Below are 16,436 nucleotides of genomic sequence, written 5' to 3'. Positions count from 1 at the left end.
GCCGCGGCTAGCCGCGAGCGCGGAAGCGGGCAATAAACCGGGACAGATCCTCCAGCTTGGCCGGGTCTTCGTCCACGAAACGGATCACCACACTGACAAAGTCCGTGTCCTGGCGCTTGTCGACCGCCTGCAACTGGTGCACATAGCCATTGAGCCGCGCCATCTTGCCCTCTGCCACTTCGATATCCACCACCGCCGGGTCCAGAATGCCCGGGAACACCTGATCCCGCTTGGCGACAACCTTGACTTCGGTCAGGTTGATGTCCTTCACCACCGAGCGCAGGGTCTGATCGGCAAATCGCACCGCCGCCACGCTGAGACTGGTTTTGCCGGCCAACGGCCGTTTCGCTGCCGGCACTTGCGGCCGCGCCGGCGTGGTCGGTGCCTCTGGGGCACCGCCGCTGGGTTTCTGGGTCAACAGTTGGGCAGAAGCCTTGAACACATCCGCCGGCCCGGCCATGGATTTGCCGCTACCTGCCATCGCCTCCTGCAATCGCGCCCCCATTACCTTGACGATCTTGCCGCTCAGGCCCTCCGGACTGAAGGGCTTGCCCAGGTACTCCGACACCCCTTCCCTGATTGCCTCAACCACATGGTCCTTGTCACCGCGGCTGGTAATCATGATGAACGGGGTATCACGATACGGGTCCTGTTGCCGCATCCACTGCAACAGTTCCAAACCGGACATCTCCGGCATTTCCCAATCGCACAGGATCAAGTCGAACCGAGTCCGGCTCATCAGTAACTGGGCGCGACGCCCGTTCTGCGCCTCACTCAGCTCAATGACCGGAAACCGCTGGCGTAGGGTCCGCTTTACCAGATCGCGGACGAAGCTGGCATCGTCCACCACCAGCGCCGTTAATACTGTCATAACAACAACCTTCAGCGAGAACGGGCCGGAGCTCGGGCCCGGAACGAGCGGGTATCCGGCGCGACCAGATTCGGCCAGACTTAGCGTGAGCCTCGGCCGGGCGCCGAAATCGTTGCCGGCGTTCAACGGCCATACCGAGGCCCCCTAACTATAGATCAAAGCCGCGATCCTAAAACCCGGCCGTTACCAGCACACAACAAACTTCAGAATCCGGTTACGTTTCCGTTCGCGTCAAGGCGTCTTTAAAACACGCCGACTCCTGGAGGCCCTTCAGTACACCCAGAGACGATACGGCGTTTTTCAGGACCACCTTAAACAATTGTCACTTTCGGCCGCTAAATCCCCGTTTCAAGGGCCGCCAAACGCGTTAACATAGTCGCTGATTTCAATTACTTCGCTTCGAGGTCATTCGTGTCCAGCCCCAAGTCCCGGCATCCTGCTACTACCTTTCGCCGTCTTGTCGCCTTACTCTCCCTTGTCGCCGCGCCGCTGGCTCAGGGCGCTACCACCGGCGACTTCCAGGAATGTGTCAATGAACTTGAGCACAAAGCCGTAGCGGCAGGTGTCTCAGCGCAGGTCGCCAATACCGTGTTGGCCCGTGTCGAATACCTGGAAAGGGTCATCGAGCTGGATCGGCGGCAGCCGGAATTCACCACCACGTTCGCCGACTACCTCAACCGTCGCGTCAATGCCCGCCGCATCCTTCAGGGCCGGCTGCTCTTGCGGCAGCACCAGGAACTGCTGCAACGGGTCACCCGGGAGACCGGCGTACCGCCAGCGTACCTGCTGGCGTTCTGGGGCCTGGAAACCAATTTCGGCAGTTACTTCGGCAAGATGTCGGTGCCCAGTTCCCTGGCGACCCTGGCCTGCGACCCGCGGCGAAGCAGCTTCTTCACCACCCAGTTGATTGCGGCCCTGAAAATCATTGACGAAGGCGCCATCAGCGTCGATCAGATGGAAGGCTCCTGGGCTGGCGCCATGGGCCATGTCCAGTTCATGCCCACGGTGTTCCTGCAGCACGCGGTGGACGCCGACGGCGACGGACGTCGCGACTTATGGAACAGCCTGCCCGACGCGCTGATGTCCGCCGGCAAGTTTCTCCAAGCCATGGGCTGGAACCGCGAATACCGCTGGGGGCGTGAAGTCCTGTTGCCGGCGGACTTTGACTACGGCCTGGCGGACGGCGGCAAACGGCCACTGTCGGAATGGCGGACACTGGGCCTCAAGGACGCTTTCGGCCAGCCGCTGGGCACCGCCGATATCAATGCCAGCCTGGTGGTGCCCGCCGGACACCGGGGCCCCGCCTTCCTGGCCTACCACAACTTCAAAGTCATCATGGGCTGGAACCGCTCCGAATTCTACGCCCTCTCCGTCGGCCACCTGGCGGACCGGATCGCCGGTGCCGGCGGCCTGCACACGCCGCCACCAGAAGACGCGCCGGCACTGTCCCGGGACACCATCAAGACCTTGCAGCTGACGCTGAATGAGCGCGGCTACGACTCCGGCCAGCCCGACGGCATCCTTGGCCCGGGCACCCGCCAGGCCATTAGACAATTCCAGCACGCCAATGACCTCACCGCCGACGGCTACCCGGATCAGGCCCTGTTCCAGGCGCTGGGACTTGAGACATGGACTCAATAACCCAGGCGGCGCTGGGTGCCGTCCTCGGCGGAGCCATTGCAGGCAAGACGCTGGGAAGGACGGCACTGTTAGGCGGGGCCCTGCTCGGCACCCTGCCAGACCTGGACGTGATGATTGATTACGGCTCCGCCGTGGCCAACTTCACCCAGCACCGGGGCTTCAGCCATTCGCTGTTGCTGCTCACCCCCCTGAGTCTGGTACTGGCCTGGCTTTTCCAGCGCTGGAAACCCGTGCTCAGCTACCGCCGCTGGTTGCTGTTCTGCGCCAGCATACTGCTCACCCATCCGCTGCTCGACGCCTTCACCACCTACGGCACCCAATTGCTGTGGCCGTTCGGATCTCCGGTGGCGCTAACCAGCGTGTTCATCATTGATCCGTTGTACACCCTGCCGTTACTCATCGCGGTGGCCCTGGCACTTTGGCGGCCACAACGGAGCCAGCCCATGGTGCTGGCGCTGATGCTGTCCACGGTTTATCTGGGCTGGAGCCTGATGGCGCAACAGTTGATCAGCAGCCGAATCACGCCGCTACTGGCGGAACTGGGTGCCGACGAAGCCCCCCGGCTGGTTCAACCCATGCCCCTGTCCACCCTGTTATGGCGGATTACCGTGCTCAACGGCGACGAGCGTCTGGAACTGGTCACTGGTTTCTTCGATGGCCGCGAACCGCCCCGGGTGCGACGCTATCCGGTCGATCCCGGACTGGTCGCCGCCGCCACCGCGCTGCCGGAGGGCGAACGGCTGGCCTGGTTTACCAAGGGATTTCTGGCCTACCAAAGCCAGGACAATCGCCTCACCGCCACCGACATTCGGCTGGGCCTGCCCGGGGCTCATCCCTTTACCTTCGTGCTGGCTCAGGGTGAGAACGGCGCCTGGAGCGCGACTCCCAGCTACCAACTGCCGCGACCGGCGGTATCGCCAGCATTTCTGGGTGCTCTGTGGCTGCGGCTCACCGGCCGGCAGGCCGAGCTGTGCCTGGCCGACGTCGCACCAGCCGGACCGGAAGAGCACTGCTCCTGACCATGCGCCTGGATCAGTTTGTCGCCAAAGCCACTGGCCTGTCCCGCAAGGACGCCAAGCAGGCCATCAGCCGAGGCAGGGTGACGGTGGACGACCGCCCTTGCCGGCAGGCGGCCAGTAAGGTGCTCGAGCACCAAACAGTGCAATTGAAAGACCAACGGCTGACGCTGCCGGGGCAACGCTACCTGATGTTGAACAAGCCCGAAGGCGTAGTCAGCAGCACCGGCGATGACCCCCACCCCAGCGCACTCAGCCTGCTGCCGCCAGCCTTGCGGCCGGAGCTGCATATGGTGGGCCGGCTGGACCTGGACACCACCGGACTGTTGCTGCTCACCAGCGACGGCCAGTGGTCCCATCGGGTGACCTCACCTCGCCTCCGCTGCCCCAAGACTTACCGGGTTACCCTGGCCGACACCATCGACTCGGTCGCCCTGGAGCAGCTGCGGCGGGGGGTGGCTCTGCGTAACGAGCAGCGCCTGACGGCCCCGGCTGAGGTCACGCTGCTGACGCCACGGATGATCGACCTGACCATCACCGAAGGCCGCTATCATCAGGTCAAGCGGATGCTGGCCGCGGTGGGGAACCGAGTGGTGGCGCTGCATCGGACCCGGATCGGCGAGATCGTTCTGGATCCGGCACTGGCGCCGGGCGAATTTCGGGCGTTGAGCGATGCGGAGATCCACAGTATCGGCGGGTAAAAGGCGGCCTCGGACTAACCCTGGGCGTCGGCGGTGCGATACCGCTCAAGCCGGCTCGAATCGCTGGGCGGCCCGATTCTTACGGACTCGACCGGCCTCAAACACCCCGCCACTCATTGCAATGTAGACGCCTGGCGGCAGCAGCTGGACAGCGGCCCAGGCAAAGCCGAGGTTGAATTCGGCATCGCTGCGACTCATCCGTGCCGGCTGCATGGCGCCCACCAACACGATGGTCTTACCCGTCACCCCGGATAGCACCTCGGCAGTCGCGGTCATGGTGTCGGTGCCATGGGTCAGCAGAATCCGGTGGGCCTCGGAGCCGACGACGGCGTCGCGAATGCAGACCCGGTCCCGGTCGTCGAGATCCAGACTGTCTTTTCGCATCAACTCGGTGAGTCGGTATCCGCCCTCGATTCCGGCTTGTTGCAACATCTCCGGCACCAGGCTGGCTGCGATCTGAAACTCACTGCTGGCATCGAAATACTGCTTGTCGATGGTGCCGCCGGTGGTAAAAATCTGGATCATCACCAAGCCCCCTATTGCGCCGATCCGGCGGTGTTGGCCGAGGCGTACTGCGCATTTCGGCGAAGCTCATAGGCTTTGGCCGCGCCGGCAACACGCCCCGGCGCGCCAGTCTGCAGCCAGCGCTTGATCCGGCCGGCGTCGCCCACCGGAGAACGGCTGCCGAACGAATCCAGCAGCACATGCACCAGCTGCCGACCGCCCACTTCCGCCACCATCACCAGGCAGCGTCCCGCTTCATCCAGGTAGCCGGTCTTACTCAATGCCACGCCCCAGCTGTCCCGATGCACCAGCACGTTGGTGTTGCCGTACGACAGACTGTAGCGGGGCTGACGAAACCGGCCGGTGAAATAACGGCTGGTTGAGTATTCGCCAATTTCGGGGTGCTGGGCGGCGGCCAGGGCGAGCTTGACCAGGTCTGCCGCCGTCGAGCGGTTATCGGAGGACAGTCCGGTGGGATCGACAAACTGGCTGTCATTCATCCCCAAAGCCCGGGCCTTGGCGTTCATGGCGGCCACGAACGCGTCGTAGCCACCGGGGTAGTGGCGGGCAAGGGTATAGGCGGCGAAGTTTTCCGACGACATCAGCGCAATGCGCAACATATCCCGACGTCGCATCTCCGAACCCACCCGAATGCGAGTATAGGCATTCGCCGCCGCCGGAAGATGGCGGGGATAAAACTCCAGCCACTCGCCGAGGGGCTGTTCCGACTCCAGCACCACCAGCGCCGTCATCAATTTGGTCACCGACGCGATGGGCACCACCCGCTGCGCATTCTTGGCAACAATCAGCTCGCCATCGTCGACGTAGGCCACCGCGGCATTGACCGACGCCAAATTGGGGGCCTCTGCGGACGCCCTGGCCATGCCGGCGGTCAACAGTATTAGGATGGCCAGGTGCAGGGGCAACAGCACACGCATGATTCCAGTATCGCTCCAGACAGTGAGTTTCACCGGCCTGCCTTCGCAAACGCCGACGTGGCGCCTACTATACCAGCCCTGTTCCGCCGGGGAATTGCCGGACACCGGGAAAAATATTACGACTGCGCCACATCGTGTAAATTCAGCGCATGAAAGAATTCTTAAAATTACGTAAAATACCCTTGAATTCAGCATGTTACATAACGTGTGCTTTTCGTTTCCCTGTGTAACCGAACGAATCGGCCACAAGGACGCCAGCACCGCTTACGCACCGGGTCAGCGATGGAAACCAGCCACTCCCACAGCCAACCAGCTCTACCCGCACTGGCCCAGCCGCTGAGCCTGACCCCCGCCTGGGTGCCTCTGCTCCTGGTGCTGCTGGCGGTCGGCTACGGTTTACTGATGCATGCGTTTTATCACCCGCAGCCCCTGCTGGCCCACCCTGGCGGGTTCGAGTCTGACCAGCCCCCCCGCCCTCGCCTCCACTACGTACTCGACAGCCTGGATAGGGTGTTGGCGAGTGGCCACTGGCGCCAACACAACTGGCAGGCCGCGCCTAACAACGGCAGCGGCATTGGCTACCTGACCGGCCCGGCCACCTTCCGTTTCCAGCTGGATAACCCCGGCGACCAGCCGAGGCAGCGGCTGATTGTGGTTGCGGCGCCCTTTCTCGACCATATCGCCCCGGCCGCCATTCGCGACGGGGTTGTCGATCGGCTACCGGTGATGGGGGATCTGTACCCGTTCAACACCCGCCTCTACAAGCTGCCGCAGTGGGTCTGGCCGGTGACCCTGCCGCCTCGCAGTTCGACGGTCTATCTGTTCGAAGTTCGCAACACCGGCCCCACCATGCTGCCGGTAACCCTGCAGTCGCCCCAGGAAGTGGTGGATTCGAGCGCGCTGACCCTGGTGTGGAAAGCGTTCGTGGCCGGTCTGCTGGGCTTCGCCATGGTGTTCAACATCCTCATGGTCGGCATGCTGCGACGCCCGGAACTGGCCTGGCTGAGTGTGCTGCTGCTCGGCGTCATTCTCACCCAGCTGGTGATCGAGGGTTTCGGCCCCTGGCTACTCTGGCCAAACCTGCCCGCAGCCAACGCCCTGATCGGCATCAGCCTGCCCATGTGCCTGATTGCCATCTGCCAGTTCACCCGCCACGCGATCGAATTGCCCCAACTGCCCTCCCGCATTCTCAACGGCTTGTCGCTGATCGCTTTTTTGTTACTGGTGACCACACCACTGCAGATTCCCTACTTGGGCCAGGGCAGCCTGCTGGTGCTGGCCACCGTGGCCCTGTTCTATATTCTGGTGCTGGTCTTGCAGCGTCTGCGCAGCCACCTGTACGCCCGCTACTTTGCCGCGGCGGTGTTGGCGTTGTTGCTGGGCGCGTTGGTGTCGTCCATCCGCACCATCGGTTGGGTACCGGTCAACAGTCTCACCAATTCGGCCTTTTTCCTGGGCACCAGCGCCGCAGCCCTGATCCTCACCATGGGCATCGGCCAACAGCTGCTGGAAGAACGACGGCGACGGCAGCTGGCGTCACTGCGGGTACGGGAAGAGCGTAGCCGGAGAGTCCGGCTGAAGGCCGACTATGACCGCTTGCTCATTACTCACCGGGTCACCGGGCGCCCCAACCGGGTGGTGGTGGAAGAAACCCTGGACCAGCTACACCGCCAGGGCGAGCCTTACACGCTGCTGCTGATCCGTATCGAGCGCTTCCATGAAATCGAGCAGTCCCTGGGGCACCAGGCCTCGGAGCACCTGCTCAATGCCTACCTGGGCCAGCTCGACAGCTTTCTGCGCAAGCTGCTGGGCAATGCCCTGGTCCGGTTCAATCGGCAACCCCTGGGCACGGTGGATACCGTAAATCACACCTTCGCGGTGTACCGCAATCATCTGGAGAAGCCCACCGACCAGCTCTGGCCCGCCCTGACTCAATGGCTGGAAGCCGGCTTCGTTGAAGACCGCTACGCTTTTAGCTGGGCGCCGTCAATCGGCATTGCCCACTCCCAGCAGCATGGCAACAGCGGTGCCGAGGTGCTGTCCTGCGCCGGCTCTGCATCCCTCAATCGGACCCAGACCCTGACCGAGTACGACTCTGCGGTGGCGGAGCAGCAGTACCAGAAACAAATGCTGATGCTGGATCTCGACGGCGCCCTGAACAACGACGATATCTATTTGCTGTACCAGCCTAAAGTCAGCCTGGCCGACCACCGGGTGGTGGCATTCGAGGCCCTGATCCGCTGGCAGCACCCGGAGTTTGGCGCCATCGCGCCGGATCAGTGGATTCCGCTGGCGGAACAGCTGGGCACCATCCATCGGGTCACCCGCTGGATCCTGGACCGGGTGTGCCGGGACTGGCACCAGTTGGCGCCCCACTATGGCAACGATCTCACCCTGGCCATCAACATTTCGGCCCTCGATCTGACCCAGCCGGCGTTTGACCAAACCGCGCTGGCGACTCTCCAGCGTCATGGCATCGCGCCCCAGCAGCTGATCCTGGAGATTACCGAGACCTCGATGATGGCCAACACCGCACTGGCCCAAGGGATGATCCACCGGCTCAGCCAGGCCGGCTTCCAGATTGCGCTGGACGATTTCGGCACCGGCCATTCGTCGTTAGGCACCCTGGCCAGCTTCGATCTTGATGAGCTGAAGATCGACCGCAGTTTCCTTCAGGACATCACCACCGACCTCACCCGCCAACGCATCCTGCGGACCGCGCTGGAACTGGGGGAGGCCTTGCAGCTGAGGATCGTGGTGGAGGGGGTCGAAAATGGGGATGTCGCAGCCTGGCTGCAACAGTTCCCTGGCCTCTACGGCCAGGGTTACTACTGGAGCCGGCCCGTCAGCGTCAGGCAGTTATCAGAGCGTAATCCTTGAGATCCAGCTCTTCCATCTGGCTGGCGTACTGGGTCGCGAAACCGGGGAACATGGTGGCATTGAAACCGTCCTCGGTGAGGTACCAGCTCTTGCAGCCGGAGTTCCAGTTGGTTTTCGCCAGACGACGCTGAATGTCTGCGTTATAGACCTGCTGGGCGCGATCTCGCACCGCCAGCGCCTTTAGGTTCTTGTCGAGAATGGTGCGCACCCCCTTCACGATGTAGTCGATCTGGGACTCCATGTACACCAGCGCCGAGTTGTGACCCGGACCGGAGTTCGGGCCGAACGTCAGGAACAGATTGGGATAGCCGGCCACGTTGATGCTCTTGTAGGCCTGAGCGCCCCGCTGCCAGTCTTCCGCCAACAACCGACCGCCGCTGCCCCGCACCGGGAACGGCGTCCCCGAGTGACTGACCTCGAAGCCAGTGGCGAACACGATGCAGTCGAATTGATGCTCAATGCCCTCCACGGTACGGATGCCATTTTCCGACAAGCGCGCGATTGGCCAGGTGATCAACTTGCAGTTGGGCTGCTGCAGGGCCGGATAATAGTCGTTAGACACCAGAATCCGCTTACAGCCAATGCGGTAGTTCGGCGTCAGCTGGCGACGCAGCCACTTGTCCTTGACCTGACGCTTTAGATGCCAACGCCCCAATCGTTCAGCGATTGCCGTCATCGGAGAATTCCAGATCACCGCCAGCGCCATGGATTCATGGGCCAGATAGAGGCCCTTGCGCAGCGCGCTCTGACTCGCCGGCAGTTTGCGGAACAGCGTCTTCTGCCAGTTCGGGGTCTGGAAGTCGGGGCGTGGCATGACCCAGGCGGGCGTGCGCTGGAACACCGTCAGTTTGTCGGCGTCCCTGACCAGCTCGGGAATGATCTGGATGGCGCTGGCACCGGTGCCGATCACGCCCACCTTCTTGCCCCGGAAATCGTAGTCGTGATCCCAGGCGGCGCTGTGGATCTTGTGGCCCTGGAACTCGTCAATGCCGGTGATGGCTGGGAAGCTGGCGTTGGACAGCGGCCCCTGGGCCATCACTGCGGCGCGGGCACTGAACACCTCGCCAGCCTCGGTGGTGGCGTGCCACAGCCCCTGGTCATCATCGTAGGCCAGATCGGTGACATTCTGGTTGAAACGAATGTAGTTGCCGAGATCGAACCGCTCCACCATGGCCTTGATGTAATCCAGAATTTCGGCACTGCCGGAAAAGCTCCGGGACCAGTCCGGATTGGGATCAAAGGAATAGGAATACAGGTTCGAGGGGATGTCACAGGCAGCGCCGGGATAGGTGTTGTCCCGCCAGGTGCCGCCCACCTCGCTGGCCCGCTCCAGCATTACGATGTCCTTGATTCCGGCCTGCTGCAGCCGGATGGCGGCACCAAGACCGGCAAAACCCGCGCCGACGATCAGCACGGTACTGGGACGACTCCGTTTCGGAGCGGCCAGACTCTTGGCCTTTGCGCCGTTGGCTCGCTTACCGCTGTTACGGTTGGTGGTCGCGTTGGTCATAGCTACTTCTCACTGTCTCTGGATAACGGCGCACCGGCCCGCCAGCCCAGGGCGGCGACCGGTGCGGCGGTTGGTCGGGGACCGGCTCAGGCGGTCGGTTTGTAAGTCAGCTCTTTGACCCAGCTCGGGACCGCCGGCAACGCCTTGCGCGGAATGTAGCTGGTCGCCTTCACAATGGCGTCCACCGGCTTGTGATACAGCCGGTTGTCGCGGTCCACCACCCAGCGACTGTGGAGTTTGATGATCTGGAACCAGGGGTTGCGGCGGCCATCCTCGGTACGCCCGCCGATCTTCTCGAACTTGCGCATGCACTCGTAGAGCTTTTCTTCCGACAGCCCCATCGCCACCACGTTGTCCCGCATCTTGTTCAGCAGCGGGAAGTAGGAGGCGATGCCGAGGATCAACCGTGGGTCCATCAACCGGGCGGCCATCTGCACCATCTTGATGTAAGTGGCACCATGGCCCTGCATCTCCATCACGGTGAAGCCCACGCCCAGGTGGCGGGACTCGTCGTCATTGATTTTTTCGAAGGCGGCATGGCACACCGGGTCTTCCACGGTATCGAGCAGGAATTTGCACAGCGCGCCGTCCAGGGCGATCTCCAGCATCGGCACCACGGTGCCGAGCACGTACACCGGCATCTCGTCGCTGTAGCGGTCGAGCCACTCGATCACCAGGCGCAGGTTGATGTTGGGCTCCGGCAGCTCGTCCCCATCCAGCATGCCCCAGCGCTTCATCAGCGCCATCTCGGCGTTGGCGTGACGCTGCTCTTCGGCATGAAAATAGGAATACAGCTGACGCAGGGTGTCGGTGGGGGCTTTGTTCGCCATGGCAGCGAAGGCGCGGGCACCCACGTGCTCGATCCACATCAGGTCCGCCATGAACTCCTTCAGTTTTGGCCACTGCTCTTCCGTGATCAGGTCCGCGCCCGGCGCGTCCCAGTCGATGTCCGACAGGGCCCACTGGGTGTTCTTAACTTTCTCGAGCATTTTGTCGAGGTCGATCTTAGCCATAACTTACTCCTTGAGCAGGTTGAATCAGTGCAGGCGACTGGCGCCAAATCGGTTAATCAGTCCCGTGCCGGCGGCATAAGTACGCGGAATCAAGCGCTTGGCGCGCCAGATCAGGCGGGCATCGAACTGTGGCATGACGTACAGGTCGCCCCGATCGAGGGCATTGAGGGCATCCCGGACCACCCGTGACGCGGACATGCCAAAACGATCCATCAGCCGGTCAAACAGCTTGGAGGACTCGCCGACGATGCGACCGTTAGCATTGATGTTGGTTTTGACCAGGGTTGGACACAGCGCGGTGACGGTCACGCCGGTACCCGCCAGTTCCGCCGACAGGGTCTCACTCAGCGCCAGCGCACCGGCCTTGGTGACGTTGTAGGGCCCCATCAGCGGGGCCGCGGAAAAACTGGCGGTGGAGGCGACGTTGATGATGCCGCCCCGGCCCAGCTTCCGCAGCCGTGGCGCAAACACGTGGCAACCGTGAATCACACCCCACAGATTGATGCCCAGGGTCCACTGCCAGTCACTGATGGCGGTCTCGCCGATGGGCTTGCCGCCAATACCGACTCCGGCGTTGTTGATCACCAGATCCACCGGTGCGGGCAGCAGTTCATCCGCCTTGGCAGCCAGCGCCTCCACCTCGGCCAGCTCACTGACGTCGCAGCGCCAGGCCCAGGCCTGGCCGCCAGCCAGGGCAATCAATTGGACGGTTTCCCGTGCCGACTCCAGATTAATGTCGGAGCACAACACCACGCCCCCACGGCGGGCGATTTCAAGTGCGAAGGCCCGGCCGATACCACTGCCGGCACCGGTCACGACCGCAGTGGCGGCTGTGCTGTTTTTTTTCGGCGAACGAATTCCAAACATGATGAACCTGTCTGCTATGAATAGTAGGATGCTTCCTCTACACTAAAGCGAATGCTTGTTCGGATACAATTCGGAAAAAATATGGCCAGAAAACCCCGTCAAAAGCGCGCTAAAGAGACCGTCAACGCCATCATCGAGGCCGGTTTCATCGCCATGGCCGAGCACGGTCCGGCGGCGACAACCACCAGACAAATTGCTGATATTGCAGGGGTTGGTGTGGGTTCTCTGTACGAATACTTCGACAACAAGGAACAGATCTTCCAGGTGATGGCGGAGCGTTTCGTGGCCGACACCATCGCCCTGATCCAGCCGTTGGTGCCTACCCTTGTTCGGAAACCGATACGGGATGCGGTGCGGGAACTGTTGCAGCAATTCAAGGAATTTCTGCAGCAAAACGATGCGCGCTACCTCAAGTGCGCCCGCCACGCCATGACGCTGGGCTTCGAGGAACACCTGGAGCCGTTACAAAAAACCCTGCAAGAACTGGTGACCCAGTACCTGATGCACCATCCGGAAACCCTGACAATCCGCAACATTCCCACCATGAGCTACATCATGATCAATGGCGGTATTTTTGCGGTGGTCAGACACCTGTCCGAGCCGGCGCCGCCGATTGACTTCGACGAGTTGGTGGAGGGCTTGGCCAATATGATCGGTCATTACACGGAACAGGAAATGGCCCTGATCGAACGCCAGGGCGCAGAATCAAGCTAGGGAGCCTCTGATTAACTCCGAATCGCCTCTGCGCGATCTGAAGGCTGTAGATGCAAGACGCGGTTCGCAGCCAATAGCCGTCGCCCTTGGCAAGAGCCGCAACGCCGCAGGTGCAGCCTTCAGAGCGCGCCCTGCGGGGCATTCAGAGCCATCCACACTCGGCGTTGCGCCTTTTTGCAAGGTCCAGACATTACTGCAAAGTCGCGCCTTGATTGTGAATGGCTCTGAATGCCAGAGGTGATCCGGAGTTAATCAGAGGCTCCCTAGATGACAGCGCCCGGAGGCGCTACACCTCGATGAAGGTCGGCCCGAAACCGTAACTCCACAACAGCACCGACCCGACCCGGGTGGAGACCAGAATCACCAGCGCCACCGCCAGCAACGAACCGGCGTACATGATCGCCTGGTCCTTGGGGATCTGCATCACGATGGGCAGGCCATCGTACAGCAACCAGGCGCCGTAACAGGCGGCACCAAGGAACACCAGGGCATTGAACCAGGGTACCGGATACAGCAGGGCAAACCCCGCCAGGAACAGCGGGGTGCAGGAATAGGCCGCCAGGGCGATGCCGTTGGCCGCGTTGTGCTCCTCATGGGCACCGTAGGTGCGCGCCATCCAGTTGATGGCATAGCCCAAGGCAAACACCCCCACCAGCATGGCCAGATAGGTGAGCACGCTCAGCTGCAACGCGCTCATTTCGGTGAGTTTGAGCGTACGTTCGCCCACGCTCCAGCCAAAGTGGGCGGTGGACATATACGCGCAGACCGGCCCAATGGCCGCCAGGAGCAAGACATAGGCCACATAGACTCTGGCCGGTGTCTCGTGTTCTTTTCGGATGGAAGCCCACTCGTCGTCTGGGTGGGTAAACAGACCAAACGCATGACTCAGAAGCATCGCCGTTTCCCTCTTGTTGTATGGCGTCTTTCAATACGCCTCATTCACAAACTAGTTCAGATCCGGCAAAAGCTCCAGCGACTCAGGCCAGCCTGGGGTCGGTTGCCGCGACAATCTCGCGCTGGCGATGACGGTCGCGGAACGCCAACAGGGTGTCCTTGGCTGCCCCCGCCAGCAGCTCCCGAAAGTCGAGCCAGTCCACCAGGCAGTACAGGCACATTGCCGGATAGTTCCAATCGACAAAGCGGTTTTCGCTGATCAGCGCCGCCAGCGCAGTGAGGGTCTTCTCCACCCGCTCCCATTGCAGACGGTAAAACATGGCGCCCTGGTCGATGTCGAGCCCGGAGCGCTTGGACAACAACAGGGTGACGAACGAATCGTTGGCGGCATCAATCACGGTGAGCTGGTTCTCCTGCTCCCAGTCCAGGCCCGGCAAATCGAACTTGGTCATCAGATAACGGGCGATTACCCGGGAGTCGTACACGGTCTGGCCATCGTCGATCAGCATGGGAATTTTTAGTGCGGGATTCTGCCGGCGCAGCTCATCGCGGTCGGCACCGTAGATGTCCAGGTTATCGAATTGGTAGGGCCGGTCCGCCAGCAACAGCCGGATGCGACGAACATAAGGGGACGTGGTGGAGCCGATCAGTTTCATGTTCATTCCTTGGTCAACGGAGATTGGCAAAGGCCTGCAGGGGGAGGTCGGCCGGCGCCGCGCCCCCCTGCCTCAGTGGGTTTGCAGTTGCCGCAGCAGCGGCTCGGCCTCGGTGTATTCGTAGCCATGCGCCTCTGCCACTTGCCGATGCGTTACCTTGCCGGCACACACATTCAGCCCAGCCCGCAGGTGGCCGTCCGCCAGCAGGGCGGGCACTGGCCCCTGGTCCGCCAGGGCCACAATGAATGGCAGCGTCACATTGCTCAGCGCCTGACTGGAGGTGCGCGCCAGGGCACCGGGCATGTTGGCGACGCAGTAGTGCACCACGCCCTCCTCCACATAGGTAGGGTCGGCGTGGGTGGTGGGGCGGGAGGTCTCGACACAGCCACCCTGATCGATGGCGACATCCACCACGACACTGCCATTCGCCATTCGCCGGAGCATGTCCCGGGTCACCAGTTTCGGTGCCGAAGCGCCGGGAATCAGCACCGCCCCGATCACCAGGTCGGACTGGATCACCGACTGCTCCAGGGCGTCCCGGGTCGAGCACAGGGTACGAATGCGGTTGCCATAACGATTATCCAGCTGCCGTAGCGCCTCGATGTTCCGGTCCAGCACCGTGACGCTGGCGCCCAACCCCACGGCCATGGCGACCGCATTCTGGCCCACCACACCGCCGCCGATCACCGTCACCCGGGCCGGCTCGACACCGGGGACCCCGCCCAGCAACACGCCCCGCCCGCCCATGGATTTTTCCAGGCAGCGGGCACCGGCCTGCACCGACATCCGCCCTGCCACCTCCGACATCGGCGCCAGCAATGGCAAGTGGCCGTGGGCGTCGGTGACGGTTTCATAAGCGATGCAGGTGGCGCCGGAGGCCAGCAGATCGACGGTTTGAGGCCGGTCGGGCGCCAGGTGAAGGTAGGTGAACAGGGTGTGATCCGGTGTCAGCATCGAGCGTTCAGCCGCCTGCGGTTCCTTCACCTTGATGAGCAACTGTGCCTGCGCAAACACCTCCCGGGCCGAGCCAACAATGGTCGCACCGGCATCACCGTAGTCCGCATCGGAATAGCCAATGCCGGCACCGGCCTGGCTTTCCACCAGCAGCTGGTGGCCATGGCCGCCCAGCTCGCGAACCGCTGCCGGCGGCAAACCAACCCGATACTCGTGGTTCTTGATTTCCTTGGGAACGCCAATGATCATACCGCCCGCCGCATTGGGACCTGGGTTCAGCCATTCAGAAAGCCCGAAAGGCCTCCTTAAGTTCAGCAGATGAACACCGATCCGACAACTTCTCCACCGCCCAGCCACGCTCACTGACACCTCCCCAGGCCTGACAAATCACCGGGAGCGATTACACTTAGGGTGCTTTGGGAGCCCCCGAACTACGCCCCCCTGAAAATCCAGGAAACCCAAGGAGTTCAAACATGAAAGCGTTCGCTATCCCGGCCACCGCCCTGGCCCTGATGCTGGTGTCGGCAACAGCTCAGGCCGAGCTGAAATCGGAAACCGTGACCTATCAGGTTAATGGCGAGGACCACACCGGCTATCTGGCCTTCGACGAGACGCTAGGTGAGACGCGACCAGGCATCCTGATCGTGCACGAATGGTGGGGGCACAATGACTTCGTTCGCCAGCAGGCGGACAGACTGGCCCGCGAGGGCTACACCGCGTTTGCCCTCGACATGTATGGCGGCGGTAAGGTGGCGGACCATCCCGACGACGCCCGCAGCTTCATGCAGGCGGCCACCGCAGATGCCGAACAGTTACGCCAGCGCTTCGTGACCGCCCTGGAGTGGTTGCAGGCGCATCCAACCGTGGCGGCGGGCAAGATCGCCGCCCAGGGCTACTGTTTCGGCGGCGCCGTGGTGCTCAACATGGCGCGGCTTGGGGTGGACCTGGCCGGCGTGGTGAGCATCCACGGCGCTCTGACCGGCCCCATCCAGGCCGAACCGGGTCAGGTCAGGGCCCGGGTGCAGGTCTACACCGGCGGCGCCGACCAGATGGTACCCGCCAGCCAGGTGGCACAACTGGTGACCGAGATGCAGGACGCCGGCGTCGACCTCACGCTGACCAGTTTCCCCGGGGTCCTGCACTCGTTCAGCAATCCCGCTGCCGATGCGCTGGCGGAGCGGTTCGGCATGCCCATCGGCTACGATCAGGCCGCCGCAGAGCGCACCTGGCAAGGCACCCTGGCCTTCTACCAAGACCTGTTCGGGCGCTAGCGAGCG

The 16,436-nt window shown here is 62.5% G+C and carries 15 protein-coding genes; 6 read left to right on the top strand and 9 right to left on the bottom strand.

What is annotated here, in order from left to right:
• Window positions 1-7 precede the first annotated feature (7 nt).
• Window positions 8-871 (bottom strand): response regulator, encoded by an 864-nt coding sequence (locus tag N6L25_RS06650; RefSeq protein ID WP_271979002.1) that lies wholly within the window; start codon window positions 869-871, stop codon window positions 8-10.
• 411 nt (window positions 872-1,282) lie between these two features.
• Between N6L25_RS06650 and N6L25_RS06645 the strand changes: the two genes are divergently transcribed.
• The 3 genes from N6L25_RS06645 to N6L25_RS06635 are packed head-to-tail and all read left to right on the top strand — an operon-like array spanning window position 1,283 to window position 4,229.
• Complete coding sequence (locus tag N6L25_RS06645) at window positions 1,283-2,512, top strand: lytic murein transglycosylase (protein ID WP_442915217.1); 1,230 nt, start codon at window positions 1,283-1,285, stop codon at window positions 2,510-2,512.
• A complete protein-coding gene (locus N6L25_RS06640) occupies window positions 2,500-3,531 on the top strand; it encodes a metal-dependent hydrolase (RefSeq protein ID WP_271979001.1) in 1,032 nt (343 codons plus the stop codon). The genes N6L25_RS06645 and N6L25_RS06640 overlap by 13 nt, the downstream gene beginning before the upstream one ends.
• A complete protein-coding gene (locus tag N6L25_RS06635; protein ID WP_334312388.1) occupies window positions 3,483-4,229 on the top strand; it encodes a pseudouridine synthase in 747 nt (248 codons plus the stop codon). The genes N6L25_RS06640 and N6L25_RS06635 overlap by 49 nt, the downstream gene beginning before the upstream one ends.
• Window positions 4,230-4,274: 45 nt before the next feature.
• On the opposite strand, the gene N6L25_RS06630 is transcribed toward N6L25_RS06635, so the two are convergent.
• Together N6L25_RS06630 and pbpG are read right to left on the bottom strand one after the other, a co-directional pair.
• Window positions 4,275-4,754: an asparaginase domain-containing protein gene (locus N6L25_RS06630; protein ID WP_271978999.1), complete on the bottom strand. Its 480-nt coding sequence runs from the start codon at window positions 4,752-4,754 to the stop codon at window positions 4,275-4,277.
• Window positions 4,755-4,765: 11 nt separating this feature from the next.
• Complete coding sequence (gene pbpG, locus N6L25_RS06625; protein ID WP_271978998.1) at window positions 4,766-5,671, bottom strand: D-alanyl-D-alanine endopeptidase; 906 nt, start codon at window positions 5,669-5,671, stop codon at window positions 4,766-4,768.
• A gap of 282 nt (window positions 5,672-5,953) precedes the next feature.
• Between pbpG and N6L25_RS06620 the strand changes: the two genes are divergently transcribed.
• Complete coding sequence (locus N6L25_RS06620; RefSeq protein WP_271978997.1) at window positions 5,954-8,551, top strand: EAL domain-containing protein; 2,598 nt, start codon at window positions 5,954-5,956, stop codon at window positions 8,549-8,551.
• Here N6L25_RS06620 and N6L25_RS06615 read toward each other — a convergent pair.
• From N6L25_RS06615 to N6L25_RS06605, 3 genes are all read right to left on the bottom strand, one after another.
• On the bottom strand, window positions 8,523-10,061 hold the full coding sequence (locus N6L25_RS06615; RefSeq protein WP_271978996.1) for a flavin-containing monooxygenase: 1,539 nt from the start codon (window positions 10,059-10,061) through the stop codon (window positions 8,523-8,525). The two genes, N6L25_RS06620 and N6L25_RS06615, sit on opposite strands and share 29 nt — an antisense overlap.
• An 86-nt stretch (window positions 10,062-10,147) precedes the next feature.
• The gene (locus N6L25_RS06610) at window positions 10,148-11,074 is read right to left on the bottom strand and encodes a ferritin-like domain-containing protein (protein WP_271978995.1); all 927 of its coding nucleotides are present in this window, start codon (window positions 11,072-11,074) and stop codon (window positions 10,148-10,150) included.
• A 24-nt stretch (window positions 11,075-11,098) separates the two neighbouring features.
• Complete coding sequence (locus N6L25_RS06605; RefSeq protein ID WP_271978993.1) at window positions 11,099-11,941, bottom strand: SDR family NAD(P)-dependent oxidoreductase; 843 nt, start codon at window positions 11,939-11,941, stop codon at window positions 11,099-11,101.
• 81 nt (window positions 11,942-12,022) lie between these two features.
• Here N6L25_RS06605 and N6L25_RS06600 point away from each other — a divergent pair, with 81 nt between their 5' ends.
• A complete protein-coding gene (locus tag N6L25_RS06600; RefSeq protein ID WP_271978991.1) occupies window positions 12,023-12,655 on the top strand; it encodes a TetR/AcrR family transcriptional regulator in 633 nt (210 codons plus the stop codon).
• Window positions 12,656-12,941: 286 nt separating this feature from the next.
• Here N6L25_RS06600 and N6L25_RS06595 read toward each other — a convergent pair whose 3' ends face one another.
• The 3 genes from N6L25_RS06595 to ald form a co-directional block, all read right to left on the bottom strand.
• The gene (locus N6L25_RS06595; RefSeq protein ID WP_271978990.1) at window positions 12,942-13,550 is read right to left on the bottom strand and encodes a Yip1 family protein; all 609 of its coding nucleotides are present in this window, start codon (window positions 13,548-13,550) and stop codon (window positions 12,942-12,944) included.
• Between the two features lie 82 nt (window positions 13,551-13,632).
• Window positions 13,633-14,205, bottom strand: a complete 573-nt coding sequence (locus tag N6L25_RS06590) for a glutathione S-transferase family protein (protein WP_271978989.1) — start codon at window positions 14,203-14,205, stop codon at window positions 13,633-13,635.
• 72 nt (window positions 14,206-14,277) lie between these two features.
• Window positions 14,278-15,408: an alanine dehydrogenase gene (gene ald / locus N6L25_RS06585; protein ID WP_271978988.1), complete on the bottom strand. Its 1,131-nt coding sequence runs from the start codon at window positions 15,406-15,408 to the stop codon at window positions 14,278-14,280.
• Window positions 15,409-15,632: 224 nt separating this feature from the next.
• Here ald and N6L25_RS06580 point away from each other — a divergent pair, with 224 nt between their 5' ends.
• Complete coding sequence (locus N6L25_RS06580; protein ID WP_271978987.1) at window positions 15,633-16,430, top strand: dienelactone hydrolase family protein; 798 nt, start codon at window positions 15,633-15,635, stop codon at window positions 16,428-16,430.
• The last annotated feature ends 6 nt before the right edge of the window (window positions 16,431-16,436 follow it).

Source organism: Marinobacter sp. SS21 (assembly GCF_028369065.1).
Taxonomy (GTDB): Bacteria; Pseudomonadota; Gammaproteobacteria; order Pseudomonadales; family Oleiphilaceae; genus Marinobacter.
The sequence above is the reverse complement of the archived record's forward strand: the minus strand, read 5'-3'. Positions and strand labels throughout refer to the sequence as shown.

Excerpts from the sequence above, each read along its gene's own strand:
- N6L25_RS06650 (WP_271979002.1), bottom strand. The coding sequence starts at position 871 with ATGACAGTATTAACGGCGCTGGTGGTGGACGATGCCAGCTTCGTCCGC.
- N6L25_RS06640 (WP_271979001.1), top strand. The coding sequence starts at position 2,500 with ATGGACTCAATAACCCAGGCGGCGCTGGGTGCCGTCCTCGGCGGAGCC.
- N6L25_RS06630 (WP_271978999.1), bottom strand. The coding sequence starts at position 4,754 with ATGATCCAGATTTTTACCACCGGCGGCACCATCGACAAGCAGTATTTC.
- pbpG (WP_271978998.1), bottom strand. The coding sequence starts at position 5,671 with ATGCGTGTGCTGTTGCCCCTGCACCTGGCCATCCTAATACTGTTGACC.
- N6L25_RS06620 (WP_271978997.1), top strand. The coding sequence starts at position 5,954 with ATGGAAACCAGCCACTCCCACAGCCAACCAGCTCTACCCGCACTGGCC.
- N6L25_RS06615 (WP_271978996.1), bottom strand. The coding sequence starts at position 10,061 with ATGACCAACGCGACCACCAACCGTAACAGCGGTAAGCGAGCCAACGGC.
- N6L25_RS06610 (WP_271978995.1), bottom strand. The coding sequence starts at position 11,074 with ATGGCTAAGATCGACCTCGACAAAATGCTCGAGAAAGTTAAGAACACC.
- N6L25_RS06605 (WP_271978993.1), bottom strand. The coding sequence starts at position 11,941 with ATGTTTGGAATTCGTTCGCCGAAAAAAAACAGCACAGCCGCCACTGCG.
- N6L25_RS06600 (WP_271978991.1), top strand. The coding sequence starts at position 12,023 with ATGGCCAGAAAACCCCGTCAAAAGCGCGCTAAAGAGACCGTCAACGCC.
- N6L25_RS06595 (WP_271978990.1), bottom strand. The coding sequence starts at position 13,550 with ATGCTTCTGAGTCATGCGTTTGGTCTGTTTACCCACCCAGACGACGAG.
- N6L25_RS06590 (WP_271978989.1), bottom strand. The coding sequence starts at position 14,205 with ATGAAACTGATCGGCTCCACCACGTCCCCTTATGTTCGTCGCATCCGG.
- ald (WP_271978988.1), bottom strand. The coding sequence starts at position 15,408 with ATGATCATTGGCGTTCCCAAGGAAATCAAGAACCACGAGTATCGGGTT.
- N6L25_RS06580 (WP_271978987.1), top strand. The coding sequence starts at position 15,633 with ATGAAAGCGTTCGCTATCCCGGCCACCGCCCTGGCCCTGATGCTGGTG.